This window comes from Aeromonas sp. V90_14 (genome assembly GCF_029967615.1).
Taxonomy (GTDB): Bacteria; Pseudomonadota; Gammaproteobacteria; order Enterobacterales; family Aeromonadaceae; genus Aeromonas; species Aeromonas hydrophila.
Genome location: NZ_JASCAS010000003.1, coordinates 34,305 through 55,984, shown reverse-complemented (window position 1 = coordinate 55,984; position 21,680 = coordinate 34,305). Strand labels below are relative to the sequence as shown.

Annotated in this window: 17 protein-coding genes and 1 tRNA gene; 6 read left to right on the top strand and 12 right to left on the bottom strand. The window is 62.3% G+C overall.

The genetic code is table 11. The features are described from left to right. Nucleotides 1-37: 37 nt before the first annotated feature. The 3 genes from hppD to QLG02_RS03870 all read right to left on the bottom strand — a co-directional run bounded on the left by hppD (nucleotide 38) and on the right by QLG02_RS03870 (nucleotide 2,697). A complete protein-coding gene (hppD, locus tag QLG02_RS03880) occupies nucleotides 38-1,135 on the bottom strand; it encodes a 4-hydroxyphenylpyruvate dioxygenase (protein WP_017408053.1) in 1,098 nt (365 codons plus the stop codon). Nucleotides 1,136-1,372: 237 nt separating this feature from the next. Beyond that, nucleotides 1,373-2,041: an HAD family hydrolase gene (locus QLG02_RS03875; RefSeq protein ID WP_282464559.1), complete on the bottom strand. Its 669-nt coding sequence runs from the start codon at nucleotides 2,039-2,041 to the stop codon at nucleotides 1,373-1,375. Continuing rightward, nucleotides 2,038-2,697: a TIGR01621 family pseudouridine synthase gene (locus tag QLG02_RS03870; protein WP_282464558.1), complete on the bottom strand. Its 660-nt coding sequence runs from the start codon at nucleotides 2,695-2,697 to the stop codon at nucleotides 2,038-2,040. Before QLG02_RS03870 ends, QLG02_RS03875 begins: the two co-directional genes overlap by 4 nt. Before the next feature lie 86 nt (nucleotides 2,698-2,783). Here QLG02_RS03870 and QLG02_RS03865 point away from each other — a divergent pair, with 86 nt between their 5' ends. After that, nucleotides 2,784-4,367, top strand: coding sequence for a GGDEF domain-containing protein (locus QLG02_RS03865; protein ID WP_282464557.1), 1,584 nt, complete (start codon nucleotides 2,784-2,786; stop codon nucleotides 4,365-4,367). 65 nt (nucleotides 4,368-4,432) lie between these two features. On the opposite strand, the gene QLG02_RS03860 is transcribed toward QLG02_RS03865, so the two are convergent. The 4 genes from QLG02_RS03860 to QLG02_RS03845 form a co-directional block, all read right to left on the bottom strand. Beyond that, entirely contained in the window at nucleotides 4,433-5,986 is a 1,554-nt protein-coding gene (locus QLG02_RS03860; protein WP_024944506.1) for a PAS domain-containing methyl-accepting chemotaxis protein, read from the bottom strand. A gap of 157 nt (nucleotides 5,987-6,143) precedes the next feature. Continuing rightward, nucleotides 6,144-6,830, bottom strand: coding sequence for an AcvB/VirJ family lysyl-phosphatidylglycerol hydrolase (locus tag QLG02_RS03855; RefSeq protein ID WP_017408048.1), 687 nt, complete (start codon nucleotides 6,828-6,830; stop codon nucleotides 6,144-6,146). 9 nt (nucleotides 6,831-6,839) lie between these two features. Next, nucleotides 6,840-9,389, bottom strand: coding sequence for a bifunctional lysylphosphatidylglycerol flippase/synthetase MprF (gene mprF / locus QLG02_RS03850; RefSeq protein WP_282464556.1), 2,550 nt, complete (start codon nucleotides 9,387-9,389; stop codon nucleotides 6,840-6,842). Between the two features lie 477 nt (nucleotides 9,390-9,866). After that, complete coding sequence (locus QLG02_RS03845; protein ID WP_282464555.1) at nucleotides 9,867-11,492, bottom strand: MCR-3-related phosphoethanolamine--lipid A transferase; 1,626 nt, start codon at nucleotides 11,490-11,492, stop codon at nucleotides 9,867-9,869. A gap of 380 nt (nucleotides 11,493-11,872) precedes the next feature. Here QLG02_RS03845 and QLG02_RS03840 point away from each other — a divergent pair, with 380 nt between their 5' ends. Both QLG02_RS03840 and QLG02_RS03835 read left to right on the top strand, forming a co-directional pair. Continuing rightward, on the top strand, nucleotides 11,873-12,652 hold the full coding sequence (locus QLG02_RS03840; protein ID WP_044800260.1) for a membrane protein: 780 nt from the start codon (nucleotides 11,873-11,875) through the stop codon (nucleotides 12,650-12,652). An 84-nt stretch (nucleotides 12,653-12,736) separates the two neighbouring features. Then, on the top strand, nucleotides 12,737-13,951 hold the full coding sequence (locus QLG02_RS03835) for an MFS transporter (protein ID WP_282464554.1): 1,215 nt from the start codon (nucleotides 12,737-12,739) through the stop codon (nucleotides 13,949-13,951). 73 nt (nucleotides 13,952-14,024) lie between these two features. Here QLG02_RS03835 and QLG02_RS03830 read toward each other — a convergent pair. After that, nucleotides 14,025-14,112, bottom strand: a tRNA-Ser gene (locus tag QLG02_RS03830). A 183-nt stretch (nucleotides 14,113-14,295) separates the two neighbouring features. On the opposite strand from QLG02_RS03830, the gene QLG02_RS03825 reads away from it, so the two are divergent. From QLG02_RS03825 to QLG02_RS03815, 3 genes are all read left to right on the top strand, one after another. Then, the gene (locus QLG02_RS03825) at nucleotides 14,296-14,952 is read left to right on the top strand and encodes a Bax inhibitor-1/YccA family protein (protein WP_016351136.1); all 657 of its coding nucleotides are present in this window, start codon (nucleotides 14,296-14,298) and stop codon (nucleotides 14,950-14,952) included. A 163-nt stretch (nucleotides 14,953-15,115) separates the two neighbouring features. Then, on the top strand, nucleotides 15,116-17,269 hold the full coding sequence (gene yccS, locus QLG02_RS03820; protein WP_011706489.1) for a YccS family putative transporter: 2,154 nt from the start codon (nucleotides 15,116-15,118) through the stop codon (nucleotides 17,267-17,269). Between the two features lie 20 nt (nucleotides 17,270-17,289). After that, nucleotides 17,290-17,634, top strand: a complete 345-nt coding sequence (locus QLG02_RS03815) for a TusE/DsrC/DsvC family sulfur relay protein (RefSeq protein WP_011706490.1) — start codon at nucleotides 17,290-17,292, stop codon at nucleotides 17,632-17,634. A 57-nt stretch (nucleotides 17,635-17,691) separates the two neighbouring features. Here QLG02_RS03815 and dedD read toward each other — a convergent pair whose 3' ends face one another. From dedD to truA, 4 genes are all read right to left on the bottom strand, one after another. Further along, nucleotides 17,692-18,492, bottom strand: coding sequence for a cell division protein DedD (gene dedD / locus QLG02_RS03810; protein WP_049049382.1), 801 nt, complete (start codon nucleotides 18,490-18,492; stop codon nucleotides 17,692-17,694). A 74-nt stretch (nucleotides 18,493-18,566) separates the two neighbouring features. Next, a complete protein-coding gene (folC, locus tag QLG02_RS03805) occupies nucleotides 18,567-19,826 on the bottom strand; it encodes a bifunctional tetrahydrofolate synthase/dihydrofolate synthase (RefSeq protein WP_282464553.1) in 1,260 nt (419 codons plus the stop codon). 2 nt (nucleotides 19,827-19,828) lie between these two features. Continuing rightward, the gene (gene accD, locus QLG02_RS03800) at nucleotides 19,829-20,692 is read right to left on the bottom strand and encodes an acetyl-CoA carboxylase, carboxyltransferase subunit beta (RefSeq protein ID WP_011706493.1); all 864 of its coding nucleotides are present in this window, start codon (nucleotides 20,690-20,692) and stop codon (nucleotides 19,829-19,831) included. A 119-nt stretch (nucleotides 20,693-20,811) separates the two neighbouring features. After that, on the bottom strand, nucleotides 20,812-21,621 hold the full coding sequence (gene truA / locus QLG02_RS03795) for a tRNA pseudouridine(38-40) synthase TruA (RefSeq protein WP_029300144.1): 810 nt from the start codon (nucleotides 21,619-21,621) through the stop codon (nucleotides 20,812-20,814). Nucleotides 21,622-21,680 lie beyond the last annotated feature (59 nt).

Below are 21,680 nucleotides of genomic sequence, written 5' to 3'. Positions count from 1 at the left end.
CCTTGCTTGACAACCAACCCGCCCGTGGCGGTTCCCGTTACGCATCATTGAGCACCCCGCGACGGATCTGATCCAGCTCGATGGATTCGAACAGTGCCTGGAAGTTGCCCTCGCCAAAGCCTTCGTTGCCCTTGCGCTGGATGATCTCGAAGAACACCGGGCCGATCACGGTGTCGGTGAAGATCTGCAGCAGAATGCCATCCTTGGTGGGGGAACCGTCAATGAGGATGCGCAGCTCTTTGAGCGCCGCCAGATCCTCCTGGTGCCCCTCGACCCGGCTGTCCACCTTCTCGTAGTAGGTGTCCGGGGTCGGCATAAAGCCGGTGCCACGGCCGCGCAGGGTACGGATGGTGTGGTAGATATCGCTCGACGCCATGGCGATGTGCTGGATCCCCTCCCCCTTGTACTGGCGCAGGTACTCCTCGATCTGGGACTTGTCGTCGGAAGATTCATTGATGGGAATGCGAATTTTGCCGCAGGGAGCTGTCATGGCGCGGGAATGCAGCCCGGTCAGCTTGCCCTCGATGTCGAAGTAGCGGATTTCGCGAAAGTTGCCGATCCGCTCGTAGAAATTGGACCAGACATCCATGTTGCCGCGCTGCACGTTGTGGGTCAGGTGGTCAATCTCGTACAACCCGGCATCCACCTCGGCCATGCGTGCCTGCCAGTCGGGATAGAAGACGAAGTCCACGTCATAGATGGAGCCCTTGTCACCGTAGCGGTCGACGAAAGAGAGGGTGCTCTCGCCGATGCCGTAGATGGCGGGGATGTTGAGCTCCATGGGGCCAATCTTGCCGACGAACGGCTTGGCGCCCTTGCCGATGGCGTACTGCTGGGCCTTGCCTGCATCGCTCACCCGAAACGCCATGCCGCAGACGCTCGGCCCGTGCAGGCTGGCAAACTGCTCGGCCTGGGAGTGGGGCTCGGCATTGACCACGAAGTTGATGTCCCCCTGGCGGTAGAGCCAGCACTGCTTGTGCTTGTGCTGCGCCACCTCGGCAAAGCCCAGCGAGACGAACAGCGCCTTGAGGGCGGCAATCCCTTTGGCATCCGGCGCCGTGTACTCGACGAATTCGAAACCATCGGTACCGAGCGGATTGATGGTGTGAGTACGGGCAGAAGAAGTGGTCGTCATGATGCGCTCCTTGCGATTGACTGATAACGAAGAGGGTCACACCGGGGCGCTGCGGGCAGCCGCCACCGGCATTGTTAACAACTTGTTTCATTAGAGGTGGCGGCGCGGCGGAAGAGAAGAGGCGGCGTTCAGATAGTTTGCCGGGGGGGACGGCCAAAAGATGTAAATAGATTGTGACATTGAGGCCGCAGCCTTGTGGCGCGCTCGGTGGCGTCCCGCAAGGCTGTCAGTTTTGCCTTACAGGGACCAGTATCTGGGCTCGATACGGGGCAATGCCTGCCGCGCCTGTTGCAGCCGCGCCGGGGTGGGGTTGATGAGCCAAGCCGCCTGCCCCTCTGCCAGCAGTGGCAAGTCGTGCAGGCTGTCGCTCAGGGCCAGGGTGGCGCCGAGGGAGTGGATCCCGGGCAGGATCTTGTGCTGGCCGTGGCAGTAAAAACGCGGCATCAGGCCGCCGAGGCGATAGTGCATCCGCGAACCCAGAATGCGATGGGGCAGATGGCCGGGCAGTTGCTGATGCAGTTGCCCCCGCACCAGGGCGCGAGGGCTGGCGGAGAGCACCCAGCAGCGCTGCCCTTCGGCCAGCAGCAGGGCGCGTGCCTCACGAAACAGTCCAGGCCGGGTACGGCAATAGGCCCGCACCAGGCGTCGCCACCCCAGCGGCGAGAGCCCGAGGGTGATAGCCCACCAGATCAGTGAAATGCCGCGCCGGCGCTGGCTTGGCAGCAGATAGACCAGCCCGCCCAGAGCCATCACCGGCCACAGCAGCAGCGGCCAGATGCGACGACGCAGGATGAAACGCAGCAGCCCGGCATGGCTGTCATCCGGCGCCAGGGTGTCGTCAAAATCCGCCAGGATCCAGCCGCTGGCGGGCAGATCCGGCACGCCTGGTACTGTTGCCCCCTTCATTCGGCCAGCCCCGCGATGGCGGCGTGCAACTCAGGCAGCACAAACAGCGTGCCTTCGTCCGGCGGGCAGACGAAGTCGAACGCCTCCCCCGCCAGGGTGAACGCGAGGCGCCAGGCGTGCAGATAGCCGCGATCGGCCGCCGTGCCGCCGTAGCGCTCATCGCCGAGGATGGGCGCCCCCACGCTCTTCAAGGCCACCCGGATCTGGTGGGTCTTGCCGGTCTGAGGCTTGATGCGATAAAGGCGCAGCCCCTCGCGCACCGAGACGGAGTCGAACCAGCTGATGGCCGGGTTGTCCTGGCTGCGCGCCAGCATCCAGCTGCCACCCCGCCCCTTCTGCATGTCCCCCTTCACCCAGCCTTGCTTCTTCTTGGGCTTGCGATCGGAGAGGGCCAGATACTGCTTGCTCACTTCCCGCGCGGCAAAGGCCATGCTGAGGGCCCGGTTGGCCTCGGTGGTGCGCGCCAAGAGCACCAGCCCGGAGGTCATCTTGTCGAGCCGATGCACCGGATAGAGCAGCAGACCGGTGTCGGCCTTGACCCGACTGACCAGCCCCGGATGGAGCAGGCCGGCCTCGTCGGTCTCGTCATGCATGCCGAGCCCGGGCCCCTTGTTGATAACCATGAAATCTTTGTGCTGCGCTAGTATCAGGTACATCAATAACCCTTTAGAATGTTTTTAATTACAAGAACATGACCCTGCGGGGTCGCACCCCATGAACACTCAGAACAAGACTCGCACGGATGAAGAGATACCTGCTTTGGCTGCTGCTGATTGGCATCAGTCACGCTGTTCCCCTGCGGGCCAGCGAATCCACCCTTGAAGCGCCGGAGCGGGTCGTACTCCAGCTGCGCTGGCTGCATCAGCCCCAGTTCGTTGGCTATCACATGGCCAAGGCCAAAGGCTTTTATGCCAGTGCCGGGCTGGACGTCGAGATACGGCCCGGCGGCAAGGACATCAGCCCGGTAGAAGAGGTGCTGAGCGGGCGGGCCGACTTCGGGGTCGGCAACACCGAGGTGCTCACCAGCTACGCCAGCGGCCAGCCACTGTTGGCGCTTGCCAGCGTCTACCAGCACTCCCCGTCCATCTTTCTGGCTCGCCGTGACAGCGGCATTCTCACCGTTGACGACATGCGTGGCAAACGGATCATGATGTTTTCGGCCCATCAGGACGCCGAACTGCTGGCCACCCTGTTCTATCAGGGGCTCAATGAGCACCAGCTCATCCCGCTGCCCACCTCGGTCAACATCGAGGATCTCATCGAGGGCCGGGTCGACATCTTCAACGCCTACCTCAGCAACGAGCCCTTCTATCTGGAGGAGCGCGGCATCCCCGTCTCCGTCATCAATCCGCGCAACTACGGCATCGATTTCTACAGCGACATCCTGTTCACCACCCAGGCGCAGGAGCGCGCCCATCCGGATCGGGTGGCCCGGTTTCGGGCCGCAAGCCTGGCGGGTTGGCGCTACGCCCTCGCCCACCCTCAGGAGGCCATCGCCCTGCTGCGCAAGGAGTATGGCGTCAACCGCAGTCAGGCCCACATGGAGTACGAGCTGCAGGTGAGCAAGGAGATGATCCAGCCGCTCTATGTGGAGATCGGGTATATGAATCCCGATCGCATGGCCCACATCATGCAACAGCTGGTCGAGATCGGGCTGGTGTCCAAGCCGGTCTCCTTGCACGAGTTTCTCTATCAGGCCCCTTCCGAGCAGTGGATCTTCTGGCGTCCCTGGTTCCTGCTGAGCCTGGCGGCCTGCGTGCTGATCCTGCTGCTGGCCCTCTATCTATTGATGTGCAACCAGCGGCTCAATCGCGAGATTGCCCTGCGCCGCCAGCGGGAGGAGGAGATCTGGCAGCTCGCCCGCCGCGACCCGCTCACCGGCCTGCCCAACCGGCTGAGCCTGATGGAGCGGCTCGATGCCCAGGTCAAGGGCCCGGCCCCCGGCTGCCTGCTGTTTTGCGACCTCGACGACTTCAAGCAGGTCAATGACAACTTCGGCCACAGCCACGGCGATGCCCTCCTCTGCCAGCTGGCGGAGCGGATCAGCCGCAGCCTCGGGCCACAGCACTTCTTCGCCAGACTGGCCGGCGACGAGTTCGTGCTGCTGTTGCCGGGCCATGATCAGGCGCAGGCCGACGTCATCGCCGAGCAGATCAGGGCCGTCATGCAGTCGCCGTTCGAGGTGGAAGGGGTCCCGCTGGCGGTCGGCATCAGCGTCGGCATCAGCCAGTACCAGCCTGGCTGGCGCGCCGAGCAGTGGCTGATCCAGGCCGACCGCGCCATGTACCACGACAAGGGGGCCCCTCTGGCTGAGTCCCCAGGCTGATCCAAACTCCGACAGCACAAGGCCACCCGCGGGTGGCCTTGTTGTTGTATGGATGGCAGCGGTGACTAACCGAAGGTCTGCCCCAGGGATTTGAGCTGTCTGGCCTTGGTCAGCAGGATCTCGCTCGACTCGTCGACATCATGCATCTTGCTGCTGTTGGCATGGGAGTGCTGAGAGATGAGGTTGACGTTCTGGCTGATGTTCTCCACCACCGCCTGCTGCTCCTCCGCCGCCGCCGAGATCTGGGCCGAGAAGTCCATCACCAGCTCGATCTCCGTCAGTACCTGATGCAGGCTGTCCGACCCCATTCGGGTCATCGCTACGCAGGCCTGAGTCTGTTGCAGGTTGTTCTGCATCATCCCCTTCCAGCCGTTCAGGGTGCGCTGGATCTGGCCGATGCTGCTCTGGATCTGTTCGGTCGCCTTGTGGGTGCGGGTAGACAGGGTGCGCACCTCGTCCGCCACCACCGCAAAGCCACGCCCCTGTTCGCCGGCCCGGGCTGCCTCGATGGCGGCGTTGAGCGCCAGCAGGTTGGTCTGATCGGCGATGCCCTGGATCTCTCCCATCAGCACCCCGATGCGATCCGACTCGCTGGCCAGCGCCACCGCCGAGGCAAAGGCGTGCTCCGCCTCCTTCGCCAGATCGGTGATCTTGTGCTCGGTCTCGATCAACTGCTGATCCGTGTGCTGGCAGTGAGCCTTGGCCTCGGCAATCTGGCTGTTGGTGTCCTGGATGTTGCGGGCGATCTCCTGGGCCGTGCTCGCCATCTCGGTGATGGCGGCCGCCATCTGCTGGGTCTGGGCATCCTGCTCGGCGATGTCCGAGCTGGCCTCGCTGGAGGCGCTCTTCAGATGCACCGCCAGATCCTGCAGGGCGTGAGTGGCATCATCCACCCGGCCGAGCACGGTGCGAATACGGGCCTGCAGCAGCTTGATGTGGAAGTCGGCGATGGCACTTGGCTCCTGGCCCGAGTAGATGAGCCGGGTCAGGCTGTCGTACTCGCCGGCCAGTTGCTGCAGGTAACGGGGGGTGGTGATGAGCTCGTGGCGATAGAGCAACCCCAGCAAGATCAGCGGCAGCGCCATGTAAAGCGCGGCCCAGCCGCCCAGTTGCACGGTGCCGAGCCAGCCCAGCGCCAGCAACCCGGCCACCGCTACCCCGTGGCGCAGCCGCGCCAGCGAAATCCTGGGCTTGCCGCCGCCCTGCTCGGCCGCCCGCAGCCGCGCATAGGTACGGGCTGCGATCTGCTTCATCTGCGGATCGGCGCGGCAGCGCACCGACTGGTAGCCGCTGATCTTGCCCTGCTCGAAGATGGGGGTGACGTAGGCATCCACCCAGTAATAACGACCATCCTGGCAGCGGTTCTTCACCATGCCGCGCCATGGCTGGCCCTGCTTGAGTTTGCCCCACAAGTCGGCAAATGCCGCCTTGGGCATGTCAGGATGGCGCACCATGTTGTGGTGCTGCCCCACCAGCTCGGCCCGGCTGTAACCGGCGACCCGGCAGAAGTTGTCATTGGCGTAGGTGATCACGCCCCGCAGATCCGTGGTGGACACCAGCTGTTCATCAGCTGCGAAATCCACTTCCTGATCAACAAGATGGCCTTTTTGTTCGCGCATGTAGCCCCCACTCTTACGTTGTTGCTCAGTAGAGTGTTGGGAAGCAATCAGCACCTGTAAAGGTCAATGCAAAAAGATTCTGACGGGGCGAGAACGGATCGGGCCGGCAGGAAATAATCATTGATTTAAATCAATATTTCCTGCCGGCGCGCGATATTTATTGCAGTGAAAGATGGCTGGCAATGGTCTTGAACAGCACCGGGTAGTCATCCTCGAAATGGTGCGAACCGGGCAGGGTCACCGTGGTCACGTTGGGCTGCTGCAGACGGGGACAGAGCCGCACCGGCGAGTCGTCATCCGCCCCCTGCACGCAGAGCATCGGCAGGGTGTGGATGGCATTGACCTCGGGCTGGGTGGGATAGCTGCCCGCCTTGTCGTGGGTCACCATGTCGCTGACGTGGATCTCGAAGTCAGAGGCGGTCGAGGGCGAGAGCATCACGGCCCCGACCAGGCTCTTGCGATAAGGTTCGGGCAACCGGTTGATGACGAAGGGCACTATCTCGGCACCAAACGAGAAGCCCACCAGCAGCCAGCGCTGGCGCCCCCAGCGGGACTGGTAATCATCCAGGATCCGCACCAAGTCGGCGGTGACCTGCTGTGGATCCTTCTTCTTCCAGTAGTAGGTGAGCGAGCTCCAGCCCACCACCGGCATGCCGTGCTGCTGCAGCTGGGCGCTGAGCCCCTTGTCCAGCGCCGCCCAGCCGCCGTCACCGCTCATGAACACCACCATGGGGGCGCTTGAAGCTTGTGCCACCGGCAGCTCCACCAGCCCCAGCTCCTCTTTCACCGGCGCGGCAGAGAGTGAAAAGGCGCAGCACGCCAGCAGCAATAACAGGATTTTCATGGCCGACTCCTATTTTTTGATGAGCCCGAACGGGCCTCGGCTGATCAGGGATATCAGGTTGGTCAGCACCCTCGGCAGCACCAGCTTGCTGGTACAGAGCAGGTAGCGCGGCTCCCAGTCCGGCGAGAACTTCTCCTTGTAGCGTCTGAGCCCCTGGAAATTGTAGAAACGGCTGCCCCGGGTGAAGATGGTGTTGCCAAGCCGGGTCCAGTAGCCGCTCAAGGGGTGATCGTTGAAACCGGACATGGGCGCCATGCCGAGGTTGAAGCTGGCGTAGCCCTCGGCCTTGCCCCACAGCAGCAACTCGACGAACAGGAAGTCCATGATGGGCGCCGTGCCGGTGTCCAGGCTGTAGCGCATCAGATCGATGGAGAGGCTCTCCTTGTTTTCGCTGACCCAGAGGTTGGCAAAACCGACGATCTGCCCCTCGTGACGCACCAGCGCGGCCGGGCTCAGGCTGAGGTAGGCGGGCTCAAAGCTGCCCACCGAGAAGCCCTTCTCCTTGCCCTGCTTGCTCTGCAGCCAGGTGTCCGATACCTCCTTGAGGCGCGGTAACAGTGCAGGCACGCATTCAGGCGCCACCACTTCGAACGACAGCCCCTCCCGCTTGCCCTTGGCATGGCTCTGACGCAGGTTGCGCAGCCGGCTGCCGGCCAGCTCGAAGGCTGCCAGATCGACGATGGCCTCCTCCCCCAGCTTGAACGGGATCAGGCCCAGCTCCAGATAGAGCGGCAGGTAGCGTGCCGACACCTGATAGAACACCGGGCTGGCATCGTGCTGATCGCACAGCTCGCGAAACTGCCAGAGCAGCTCCTCGATAAGCTCAGGCTGACCGATGGGATCCCCCATCACGATCCAGCCATTGCCCTCGACGCCGTACATCAAGAACGCCTCGCCGCCGGGATGAAACAGCAGCGACTTGTCGCCAAGCTGGGCCAGGTAGCCATGACCGCCCCCCTCCCGCAGCACCAGGGCATGGGCGCGGGCCAGCTCCTCTGCTTCCGGCTTGCGCCCGGAGACCCGCAGCGGCGCCAGCAGCTGGGCTACCCCGACCACGGCCAGCACGGCCACCACGCTGCCCATGGCCCGCAGCCCGCGGGAGGCGGCACCATGGGGCGAGAAGTGGAACCAGAGGGCGTGGTCATATTCCACCTGGCGGTAGGAGAAGAGCAGCAGCCAGAGCGCCCCCAGCAGCACGGCCCCCACCGAGATGAGCCAGCCCGGGGTGAACTGGGCATGCAGCAGGGAGCCCTTGCGATAGAACAGCGAGCGGCAGGGAGTGATGATGAGCAGGAACAGCCCGAGCAGCAGGGCCGACTCCCAGTCGAACCCCTTGAGCAGGGAGAAGATCATCCCCAACCCCAGCAGCAGCTGGGTGATGCGAAACGCCGCATCGTGGCGCCGGTAGAGGCTGCGGGCCAGCAGGATCAGCAGCACGCCGCTGACGCTGCCAAGCACATGGGAGAGCTCCAGCAGGTGCAGCGGCAATACCTGCAGGAACATCTCGATGCGTCCGCGCATGGTGGGGATCATCCCCGAGCAGAGCAGCAGGCTGCCCGCCGCGAACGCCCCCAGACTGATCAGCGCCGGCAGGAACTCGCGCACTGCGGTCATGATGCCCTGCAGGCGGCTCCAGCGCGCCTTCTGCTGCAACAGCTCTTGGCTGGTGAACAGCAGCAAGGCGCACAGGAAAGGCAGCACATAGTAGATGCAGCGATAGAGCAGCAGGGAGGCCAAGAGCTTGTCCACCGGCAGGTATTTGGCCAGCAGCAGGCTCATGCTCGCCTCGAACACCCCGATCCCGCCGGGCACATGGGCCAGCACCCCGAGGAAGCTGGCCAGCACGAAGGCACTGAGCAGCACCGGATAGGAGACGCTGTCCGCCGGCAGCAGCACATAGAGCACGGCGGCAGCGGCCATCCAGTCCAGCAGCGCCACCAGCAGTTGCAGCAGCCGGGTTCTGAATACCGGCAACACCAGCTCGTGGCCACGCCAGACCAGCGCGGGTTTTGGCCAGAACAGGTAGCCAAGCACCGCCAAGAGCGCCAGAGCGCCCGCCACGTTGAGCAGCTGATCGGCCCACAGCGGCCAGTCCGGCAGCAAGGTGGTAGCCTGCCCCACCAGCAGTGCCGTGCCCCCCCAGGCCAGCAGGCCGAGGAAGAAGGTCACCGAGCAGAAGACGATGATCCTGGCCACCTCCCCGGTGCCGAGCCCCAGCGACGAGTAGATGCGATAGCGCACCGACGAGCCGGTCAGCAGGGCGAAACCCAGAGTATTGGAGAAGGTGTAGGCGATGAACGAGGTGACCCCCACCTGCTGCCAGGGCAGCCGCTTGCCGAGGGCGTGCACCGCCAGCATGTCGTAACAGCAGAGGCAGGCATAGCTGAGCAGGGTCAGCAACAAGGCACCGCCCAGCAGCGGCAGCGGCAAAGACCAGATGGCCAGCCGGATGTCGTGCCAGTGCCAGAGGTGAGTCAGACGATAGAGCACGGCCAGCGCCGCCCCCAACAACAACAAGCTACATAACGGGCCTAACCAGATAAACAGATGACGCCGCATTGCCGATCCCTACCAACGCGAGGCCATGGCCATGCGCGTCACGTTGCTGAACATGGCCACCCGCAGCGGGGAGCGCTGACCGCACTCCTTCGCGCCTTGGCCTTCAAATAGATGTTTTATGGGCCGTGGGCGGCGAACGGTCGGCATTGATGACATGGCCAGTTTGGCCCTGGCTGCCCGGAAAATGCCCCCGCCCAGCATGGCATCCCACTTTATATCGACTTTTTTGCAAAAGACGAGCCTTGCCCCCTAAATAAAATTACTCAGCTGCTGGCAGATTAATTCACCGCTTATCCTGGCGGTCAGCCCCGCCACATCCCGTTGGCGCACAGCACAATTAATGAGCAGTGACATCATACACCAGATAACGCGCTTTACCCGACCCATCTGGTCAGGTTGGCAAGCCGCTCACGGGTTATCATCAGGCTGCGCCCAAATAAAAAGGGGAGCCAGGCTCCCCTTTATCTCAATATGGCGTTACTGCACGCTGCGACACTGGCTGAAGATATCCAGCTGCTGGTCATATACCGCCGTATTCACATCCCAGATCCCCAACATGGACGAGAACAGGTTGTCGTGGGAATAACGGGTATTGGCTGCCTTCTGCTGCAGACAATCGAGGTTCATTCCCTTCTCTTTGGAGAAACCGGGCGACATCCACACCTGCATGGGCACCCGGGTCTGATCATCCGGCGCAAACTTGTAAGGGGTACCGTGCAAATAAAGCCCCAATGCCCCCAGTGACTCGCCATGGTCGGAAATATAGATCAGCGCCGTGTTGTATTTGTCTTCATATTTCTTCAGCCGTTCGATCATGCTGGCAATCACAAAATCGGTGTAGCGAATGGTGTTGTCGTAGGTATTCTCCAGCTCCTGATCGGTGCAGTTTTCGATATCGCTGCGCTGACAATCCGGCAGGAAATGGCGATGCGACCCCGGATAACGCTTGTAATAGGTCGGGCCATGGCTGCCGATGAGGTGAAAGCCCACCAGCTTGTCCCCCTTCATGCCGGCCAGCTCGTCATCCAGCCCCTCCAGCACCACCTCGTCATAGCAGGTGTTCTTGTCGCAGAACTTGGGGTGATCCTTGGGCTTGATCACCATGTTCGGCACCCGATCGCATACGCCCTTGCAGCCGCCGTCATTCTCCTTCCAGAAGATGGAGATACCGCTCTTTTGCAGCACATCCAGCAGCCCTTCGCTGTTGCGGGCCTGGTTGCCGTCGAACTGGTTGCGCCCCATGTTGGAGAACATGCAGGGCACAGAGACCGCCGTCGCCGTGCCGCAGGAGCGCACGTCGTTGAAGGAGATGATCCCCGCCTGCTTGCTGGTGAAGGGGTTGGTCTCCTTGTGATAGCCGTTCATGGAGAAGTTCTTGCCGCGCGCCGTCTCCCCCACCACCAGGAACATCATGGTCGGCTTGTCTTTGCCGGCCACCCGCTTGGCGTCGTCACCCATCCGCTGGAACGGCACCGGCTCCGCCAGATAGCGTTTGTAGAGATACTTGGTGGTGCTGTACATGTAGTTGGCCGGCGTGATCTCCCGGTTCAGGGTCTGGTTGTTGCGCCCGACCGAGGCATAGTCCTGATAGTAGGCCGCGGCGATGATCCCCAATACCGCCAGCGAGGCCAGCATGGAGAGCCCGCGCTGCAACAGGCCCTGATACCATTTGGCCGGATATTCTATCTTGACGAAAAACAGCAATACCGCCGGCAGCACCCCGGCCAGCAATACCCAGACCACGATGGGCACGCTCAGGTAGGAGTAAGCCTCGCTCTGGTTGGTCTCAAAGATGTTCTGGATCATGTCGCCATCAAACAGCACCTTGTATTTCATCATGGTGTAGCTGGCAATGGCACCGGTGATAAACAGAAAGGCAAAGAAAGGCTTGATGAAATAACGCACAGAGAATGGCATGAATACAAAGTTCAATGCCGCTACCAATACGATGGGAATGGAGATGGCAAACCCGATTTTAAAATGCTCAAGCTGCGTCAATATCTCATAAAAATGCAGCAGGACTGGCCAGTTGAGCAAGAAGGCAAAGATAAATGCCAACAACAAAATAAATGGAACAATTCTTATTCTAAGAAAAGAAGGCATGCATATCTCCCTGTTACGCTTCTTTATTACACGTCGAAATAGCCGAACCAGAGTCGACACGCCGATATTTGGCGCCGGATAGTAACAGCGTGCTGAAAACACCAAATATACTATTTTCAAATATCTTCAATAATGTGATGTATATCAACAATCATCAGCAAACCGACAGCCTAGCCGACGATACTTAAGGAAAAATTAAGATACCCGTGTTATGCGGCCGCTCAAAAAACAGCCATGCATATACGACTCTCCTCCCCGCCAGGCGCCCGCACCACTCTTTTTCAAGACGGCCGCTCGTCCTTAAGTTTTGCTTAAGACTGCTCGGCGAGGCTGTTCCCTGACGAGTCCTCGTCACACGACAGATGCGAGAGAGGGTTAACATGCACAACAGCAACAGCGCAGCAATCAGCAAGGTACCAGAGATCACCCTGGCGTTCTGGGTCATCAAGATTCTGGCGACCACCCTGGGGGAGACGGGGGGTGACGCCGTCTCCATGTCGATGGAACTCGGTTATCTGGTGAGCACGGCCATCTTTGCCGTGATCTTTTTCGTGTCGGTCAGCGCGCAGATCGCAGCAACCTCCTATAACCCCCTCCTTTACTGGACCACCATCATCGCCACCACCACGGTCGGCACCACCCTGGCAGACTTTGCCGATCGCTCGCTCGGGCTGGGCTATGCCGGTGGTTCCACCCTGCTGCTGGCCTTGCTGATGGGCTCCTTCCTGCTCTGGTATCGGCTGCAGGGCAGCATCTCCACCGGCAGCATTACCACCCCGCGCACCGAGCTGTTCTACTGGGTCACCATCATGTTCTCCCAGACGCTGGGCACCGCACTGGGTGACTGGACCGCAGACGAGGCCGGCTTTGGTTATGCAGGCAGTGCCGTGCTGTTCGGCGGCATGCTGGCCGCCATCGTGGCGACCTACTACCTGACCCGGGTGTCGCGGACCCTGCTGTTCTGGGCCGCCTTCATTCTGACCAGGCCGCTGGGAGCCGTGGTGGGGGATTTTCTGGACAAGCCGCTCAGCAAGGGCGGGCTGGAGCTGAGTCGTTACTCCGCCTCCTTCACCCTGCTGGCCGCCATCGCCGCGCTGGTGCTGATCTCCACTCTGCGCAACCGGCAACCGGTCCAGGCTGAACTCGATATCGAACAGTAATCACGCAGCAAGCCAGCCCGGCCGCCTCTGGGTCGCCGGGCTGACTATGCTCTGTGGGAATTGATGCGAGGCAAGGCTCCCCCGATGACGACAGGCAACAGACAAGACCCGGCCCCTCCCTCCCGCCAGATCCCGCGCGGGGTCTGGGTGCTGGGCTTCGTCAGCCTGCTGATGGACATCTCGTCCGAGATGATCCACAGCCTGCTGCCCCTGTTCATGGTGACGGTGCTCGGCAGCAGCGCCCTCACCATCGGGCTCATCGAAGGGATGGCGGAGGCCACGGCACTGATGGTCAAGGTCTTCTCCGGCACCTTGAGCGACTATCTGGGGAGACGAAAGGGGTTGGCCCTGCTCGGTTACGGGCTGGGAGCCCTGACCAAGCCGCTGTTCGCCATCGCCACTGGCAGCGGGTTGATACTGACCGCCCGCCTGCTGGACAGGATTGGCAAAGGCATTCGGGGCGCCCCCCGCGATGCACTAGTGGCCGACCTCACCCCCCTTGAGCTGCGCGGCGCCGCCTTTGGCCTGCGCCAGTCCCTCGACACGGTCGGCGCCCTGCTGGGGCCACTGCTGGCCGTCGGATTAATGCTGCTCTGGCACGATGATTTTCGCGCCATCTTCTGGCTCGCGGTCATTCCTGGGCTGGCCTCGGTCACCCTGCTCGCCATCGGCCTGCGGGAACCCAAAGAGAGCGATGGGCGCGAGCGCCGCAACCCCCTGCGGCGCGACAACCTGCGCCGGCTGGGTAAACCCTATCGCTGGGTGCTGCTGATCGGCGCCCTGTTTACCCTGGCCCGCTTCAGCGAAGCCTTTCTGGTGCTGCGTGCCCAACAAAGCGGCATGGTGCTGGCGCTGGTGCCGCTGGTCATGGTGGCGATGAATCTCATCTATGCCCTCAGCGCCTACCCGTTCGGCCGCCTCTCGGACCGCATGAGCCACCTCACCCTGCTGATCTGGGGGTTGTTGGTACTGATTGCCGCCGATCTGGTGCTGGCGACCAGCACCCACTGGGTCGTGCTGCTGGCAGGGGTGATGCTGTGGGGCATTCACATGGGAATGACCCAGGGGCTGCTGGCCGCCATGGTGGCCGCCACGGCCCCGGCGGATCTACGCGGCAGCGCATTTGGCTTCTTCAACCTCATCTGCGGCCTCGCCATGTTGCTGGCCAGCCTGCTGGCCGGCCTGCTGTGGGACCATCTGGGCCCCTCCTTCACCTTCTACGCCGGCGCCGCCTGCTGCTTGCTCACCCTGCTAGTACTCAGCTGGTACAAGCCACCTATGTCCACCACGGCGCCATAACCCGAAAACGCCGGCACCCGGACAGCAAAAAGCCCCCGGCAACCAAGTTGGTTACCGGGGGCTTTTCTAAAGATGGCGGAGGAGGTGGGATTTGAACCCACGGATGGTCGCCCATCGCCGGTTTTCAAGACCGGTGCATTCAGCCGCTCTGCCACCCCTCCGAACGGCGTGCATACTACGTCAGCCCCTTGTTCATATGCAATACATATTTGATTTGGGATAGTAGGGGGCAACAGGCTGGGGTGGGGCTTGAAATCAGCGCTCGTCATCCCGACATTCAGTGCATACAATGCGTTAACGAGGCGGATTGCCGCCTCACCCCGGAAATCAAGAGGACACCCAAGATGGATACCCGTTCTATCTATACCGGCACCCAGAGTGCCGCGCGCGATACCAACAAGGTACTGCGCAACACCTATATGCTGCTCTCCCTCACTCTTGGCTTCTCTGCCGTGGTGGCCGGGGTAGCCACCGTGATGAACATGCCGCCCCTGCACTGGGCCATCTTCCTCATCGGCGTCTACGGTCTGATGTTCCTGACCGAGAAAAATCGCGAAAACGGCATGGGGCTGGTGTTCACCTTCGCCCTGACCGGTCTGCTGGGCTATAGCCTCGGCCCCATCATCAACATGTACATGAACAATGGCGGCGGCGAGATCGTGATGACCGCGCTCGGCGGCACCGCGCTCACCTTCTTCGGTCTGTCGGCCTATGCCCTGACCACCAAGCGTGACCTCTCCTTCATCGGCGGCATGCTGTTCGTCGGTTTCTGGGTACTGCTGGTGGCCATGATCGCCAACATCTTCCTGCAGATGAGCGCCCTGAGCCTGGCCCTGTCCGCCATGTTCATGCTGTTCTCCTCCGGCGCCATCCTGCTGACCACCCAGCAGATCGTGCGCGGCGGCGAGACCAACTACATCTCCGCCACCGTCACCCTGTACGTCTCCATCTACAACATCTTCCTGAGCCTGCTGAGTCTGCTTGGCGGCAACCGCAACTAATCAAACACCCCGCTTCGGCGGGGTTTTTATTGGCTCCTGTTTCTGTCAGGATAAGTTGTAAATCAAGGATATGAAGCGAAGTGGCCCTGATCCAAATCAGGGCCGTTTCGTTGTTGACCGGTTATGCTCTGGTTTTCGTTTCGCTCAAGGGTTGCGCTCTCCCATGCCCATGGATTTCTCTGGCCTGTTGCGCCGTTTGCTGACTGACAGTCATATCTATTTTGCCCTCAAGGTACTGCTGGCCATCATGGGGCTGCTTGCCTTCACCCTGGCGACCGGCGACATCCAGCTCACCGTGCTGCTCTCCCTCGGGGTGGTGGCCGGCGCCATCGCCGAGACCGACGACAGTCTGTGGGGCCGGGTCAAGAACCTCGCCATGACCCTGCTCTGCTTCCTGTTCGCCTCCCTGTGCGTGCAGTACCTCTTCCCCACGCCCTGGCTGTTCGCCCTGGGGCTGGCGGGTTCCACCTTCATCTTCGTGATGGTGGGGGCGCTCGGTCAGCGCTACGCCACCATCAGCTTCGGCTCCCTGCTGATTGCCATCTACACCATGCTGGGGGCCGCCAAGGCGCCGGATCTCTTCTATCAACCGCTGGCCCTCGGCGCCGGGGCTCTCTGGTATGGCCTGGTGTCGCTGGTCTGGCTCTGGCTGCTGCCCTACAAGACCCTGCACGAACAGCTGGCCCAGAGCTACTTTGCCCTCTCCCGCTATCTGCTGGAAAAATCCCGCTTCTTTCCGGCCGACGAGCACGGTGCTCAGGCCATTCGTCACAACCTGGCCCAGCTCAACATCAACCTGGTCAACGCCCTGACGCTCACCAAGTCGGCGCTCAACGCCCGCCTCAGCACCCGTCACCGGGCCTCCCCCGAGCTGGCCAGCCTGCTGCGCCTCTACCTGCTGGCGCTGGAGATCCACGAGCGGGCCACCTCCAGCCACTACCCCTACAGCAAGCTGGAGGCCGAGCTCAAGCAGGGCATCGTGCTGGACGGCTTTCAAGAGGTCTTTTTGCAGCTCTCCGAGGCGTGTCAGCGGCTCGGCTACGCCATCCTGGTGCACAAGCCCTATGCCCACAACAAGCGCATCCACTGGACGCTGGAGGCCCTCGGCGATCAGCTGGAGTTCACCCACCTCAAGCAGCACTACCCGAAAACCCTGCTGACGCCGATGAAGTTTCTGCGCCGCAATCTGGCCAGCATCAACCAGCTGCTGCAAAGCGCCGAAGAGCTGCAAAATCCCGAGCAGGCCCCGCAGAGCCTGCCGCCCCTGGCCCGCCCCGCCCGCCTGCCACTGCTGACCCAGCTCAAACAGCACCTGACCCCAAACTCCATGGTGTTTCGCCATGCCCTGCGGCTGTCGCTCGGGCTGGTGGTGGGCTATGGCATCCTGCAGGCGTTCCACCTGGACAAGGGTTACTGGATCCTGCTGACCGTACTGTTCGTTTGTCAGCCGAGCTACAGCGCCACCCGTCGCCGGCTGGTACAGCGCATGCTCGGTACCTTCGCCGGCCTGCTGGTGGGGATCCCGGTGCTCTGGCTGTTCCCGGAATTGCACGTACAGCTGGTGGTGATGGGGCTGGCCGCCTTCCTCTTCTTCACCCAGGTGCGCAGCAACTACAGCGCCGCGGTCTGCTTCATCACCCTCTACGTGTTGATGGCGTTCAACCTGCTGGACGGCATCGGCTTCGCCATCCTGGGGCCGCGCATGCTCGATACCTTCCTCGGCTGCCTGCTCTCCTACGCCCTGGTGGCCTGGCTGTGGCCGGACTGGCAGTACAAGCGGCTGCCAACCCTGATCGCCAATTCACTCTCCGCCAACGCCCGCTATCTCTCGGCGGTGCTCGCCAGCCTGCAACAGCAGCGGGATGAGTCCATCGACTACCGGGTAGCGCGCAAGAGCGCCCATCTGGCAGACAGCGAGCTGGCCATGGCCTGGCAGAGCATGCTGGTGGAGCCGCAAAAGCGCCGTCGCTTCCTCGATCTCTGCTTCACCCTCACCTGGCGCAACCACGCCCTGCTCTCCTACATCTCGGCGCTGGGGGCCCATCGCGACAAGCTGGAGGCCATCGGCGAGCTGGACGAGATCAGCCGTCACCTGAGCCACACTCTGGAGCGGGCTGCCGGTCACCTGGCGGGAGAGATGCCGGAGCAGATCGAGGGGCAGTGCCCGGTCATCACCCCGGACAGCAGCGAGGAGCAGCTGATGCTGACCCAGCAGCTCAACCTCATCAGCCAGCTGGCGGATGAGTTGCTCACCCTGGCCAACGAGAGCCGGTTGCTCACCCGGGAACAAGGCGCTACCATGCCCGCCCAATCCTGACAGGCCACAAGGAGCCCACCATGTCCGAGCATCACCAGCTGGAATTCAACGGCCAACTCATCGAAACCGATGCCAAGGGTTATCTGCTCAACAGCAACGACTGGAGCGAGGCGCTGGCACTGGTACTGGCCGAGCAGGAAGGTATCGTGCTGGAGGAGCCGCACTGGGAAGTGGTGCGCTTCGTGCGCGCCTTCTATCTGGAGTTCAACACCTCCCCCGCCATCCGCGCCCTGGTCAAGGCGATGGAGAAGCAGTATGGCCCCGAAAAGGGCAACAGCCGCTACCTCTACAAGCTGTTCCCGGAAGGCCCCGCCAAGCAGGCCACCAAGATTGGCGGCCTGCCAAAACCGGTGAAATGCATCTAAAAAAATACCGCGCCCATCCAAGATGCAGCGCGGTATTTTTTTACCTTGTCGACCCTCTTAGGGGTTGTAAGCCACCACGGAACCACTCAAGCCGGTCATCTGGCCGATGCGGCTCTGCATGCCCTGCAGCTTGGCCTTGGAGACATCCGGCCCGATGAAGACCCGGTTGAGCTGACCCTGGACCGGCGTGCGCGGCGAGGTGTGCGCCGAGTAGCCCGCAGCCCGCAGCTTGCCCACCAGCGCATTGACGCTGTCGACGTTCTTGAAGGCGCCGAGCTGCAGGATCCAGCTGCCCTGGGCCGGCGCAGTAGCGGCAGGCGCCGGGGCTGTCGTCGTGGTCGGTTGTCCCATCTTGCTGGCGATGAGATCGTCCATCGACTTGATCTGGCCCGCCTGCGGCTTGTTCTCAACCGGTTTTTGCACCTCGACCGGCTTGGGCGGCACCACCTTGGGCTTGGGCTGCTCCACCGGTTTCTTGGCGATCACTTCAGGCTTGGGCTGGGGCTTGACCACAGGCGGAGTGACGGGCTGGGTCACCGGCTTGGCGGCCGGTTGCTGCACCGGCGGCTGGCCCTGCTTGGCCCCCAGGGTTACCGGCTCAGATACCTCTTCCACCTGCCACTGCTCGGCGGCAGAGGCCTGCTGCTGGCTGGCCAGGTGTTCCGCCGGCAAGGTGCTGGCGGCCGATACCTGCAAGGCGGGCTTGGCGGGCTCCAGCTCCGGGCGCAGCGGGATCTTGGCAAACGCCTCTTCCTTCTGCTCCAGCTTGTGGCCGTCCATCAAATCCGGCAGAAAAATGACAACCAGGGCCACCAGGATGACGGTGCCCACCAGACGGTTTTGAAACTTAGAGGCCAAGTTGAATCCTACCTTTACGTAACTCAATATGCGATTCGGCTCCCCGCCAGAGGGCCGGGGAGCCGGGGTGTGGCCTAGACGGCGACACCCGCCAGAATGTCGGCAACAGTGTAAAACGAACCAAACACAATGACCATATCATCAGGACTCGATGCGGCCAACGCAGCAGCATAGGCCTGCCCCACGCTGTCACAGGTGGTCGCCGGCCCCCGCTCGCTACCAAGGGCGGCCGCCAGCTGGGCCGCGCTCGCCGCCCGCGGGCCGGTCAGACTGGCCAGATACCATTCGCCGATGAGACCATCAAGCTCGGCAAGCGACCCCGCCATGTCCTTGTCCTTGAGCATGCCGACCACGGCGCGGCGCACGCCGGTGCAGGGCATCTTGCGCAGCTGGGCGGCCAGATAGGCTGCTGAATGGGGGTTGTGGGCCACATCGACGATGACCAGCGGCGCGCTTTGCAGTTGCTGCATCCGCCCGGCCAGCCGGGCATTGAGCAGCCCTTGCCGAATAGCCTCTTCCGGCAGCGGCAGGCCGAGGGACTCCAGCGCCGCCAGCACGGTGACCGCGTTCATCAGCGGCAGGGCCGGTTTGGGCAGGTCGTGCCACTGATGAAGGCCGTGATAATCCCAGCCGCTGGCATGCTCATCGCCACGAAAATCAACGCCGACCTGACGCAGGCAGGCACCGAGGCGGGCTGCCTCGCTGGCGATGGTGACGGGTGGATTGGGCTCACCGCTGATGGCGGGTTTGCCGGCGCGATACACCCCCACCTTCTCCACCGCCACCGCCTCGCGGGTATCCCCGAGCCAGTCGCAGTGATCGAGCGCAATGGAGGTGATCATGGCGACATCGGACTCCACCACATTGGTGGCATCGAGCCGACCGCCCAGCCCTACTTCCAGCAGCAGCACATCCGGCGCGGCGCGCCGGAACAGCCACAAGCCCGCTAGGGTGGCGAACTCGAAGAAGGTAAGGGCAATCTCGCCGCGGGCCGCTTCCACCTCGGCAAAGGCGGTGCAGTGATCGCTGTCGGCCAGTTCGGCCCCGTTGATCCGCACCCGCTCGGTGAAGCGCAGCAGATGGGGAGAGGAGTAGACGCCGACCTGGTAGCCGGCTTCCATCAGTATGCTGGCCGCCATGGCACAGCTGGAGCCCTTGCCGTTGGTGCCCGCCACCGTGATCACCTTGAACGGCAGTTGGGTTAAGCCCATGCGGCGGGCCACGGCACCGACCCGATCCAGCCCCATGTCGATGTTGACCGGGTGGATCTGCTCCAAATAAGAAAGCCAGTCGACCAGCGACCGGCTTTGGGATTGTTGCATGTTGGAACTCATCTTCACTCTTCGATGACGTGAGTATTCAGCATTTTGGCGAGCAGGCTGGCCAGACGGTTGCGCATCTCGCGGCGATCGATGATGAGGTCGATGGCGCCCTTCTCCAGCAGGAACTCGGAGCGCTGGAAGCCTTCCGGCAGCTTCTCGCGCACGGTCTGCTCGATGACGCGCGGACCGGCAAAGCCGATCAGTGCCTTGGGCTCGCCCACGTTGATGTCACCCAGCATGGCCAGACTGGCGGAAACGCCACCCATGGTGGGGTCGGTCAGCACGGAGATATAGGGCAGGCCGGCCTTGGACAGACGGTCCAGCGCCGCACTGGTCTTGGCCATCTGCATCAGGGAGAACAGCGCCTCCTGCATGCGGGCACCACCCGAGGTGGAGAAACAGACCAGACCACGGCCTTCCTTGATGCTCTCCTCGACGGCGCGCACGAAGCGGGCACCCACCACGGAGGACATGGAGCCACCGATGAAGGAGAACTCGAATGAACAGGCGACGACCGGTACCCCCTTGAGGGTCCCCTTCATCACCACCAGCGCATCTTTTTCTCCCGTCTCTTTCTGGGCGGCAGACAAACGATCCTTGTAGCGCTTGGAATCCTTGAATTTCAAGACATCCTGCGGCTCCAGCTCGGCACCGATCTCGGTGCGGCCCTGCTCGTCGAGAAAGCTCTCGAGACGGGCACGGGCGCTGATGCGCATATGATGATCACACTTGGGGCACACTTCGAGATTGCGCTCCAACTCTGCCCGGTAGAGCACCTGTTCACAAGCACTGCACTTGGTCCACACCCCTTCCGGAATGTTGTGACGACGAGGTGTAGTGATCTTGCTCTTGGGAAGGATCTTCTCAAGCCAGCTCATGGAATTCCTTAATGCTTTTGTGCCTGACAAAACGCATCGAGCCTAGATTGTTCAATGACTTAATAGCTCGATGGCAATAAATGACGGATCATTAAACCACAAATTTTCGGGGCCAGTTACTAAAAACTGGTCGTACCCGGTGCCGAGTCCGGCAGCCACAACGGGCCCAGCGGCATCCGCGGCAACCCCAGCTCCGCCGGGTAATCCACGTCCACCAGATAGAGTCCCCCCGCCTTGGCAGTCGGGCCCGCCAGGTTGCGATCCCGGGCTGCCAGCACCTCGGCAATCCACTCCACCGGCTGGAGCCCCTGCCCCACCAGCAGCAGGGAGCCGGTGATGTTGCGCACCATGTGGTGCAGAAAGGCGTTGGCCTTGATGTCGAGCACGATATAGGGGCCGGAGCGGCTGACACACAGGTGCGTCACATTGCGCCAGGGGGTGTTGGACTGGCAGGCGACGGCCCGGAAGGTGCTGAAGTCATGCTCCCCGAGCAGGCTCTGGCCCGCCTGGTGCATCAGATCGGCATCGATGGTTTCGTGGTAGTGACTGACGCCACTGCCGAGGATGGCCGGCCGGTAGTTGTGGTTGTAGATGACGTAGCGGTAGCGACGGGCGGTGGCGCTGAAGCGGGCATGAAACCCCTCGTCCACCTGCTTGACCCAGCGCACGGCGATGTCCGGCGGCAGGTTGGAGTTGAGACCCAGGGTCCAGGCCCCTTCGGCGCGATTCGCATCGGTATCGAAGTGGATCACCTGGCCGGTGGCGTGGACACCAGCATCGGTGCGCCCTGCGCACTGGATGGAGACGGGGTGATTGGCAATCCGGCTGAGGGCCTTTTCCAGCTCCTCCTGTACGCTGATCACTTCGCGCTGACGCTGCCAGCCGAAATACCGGCTGCCGTCGTATTCAATACCTAGGGCAATTCGCATGGATAAACTTGTCTTCTGATGAAAAGGGGCGGTGAACGAAACGGGGCGGATTATACGCG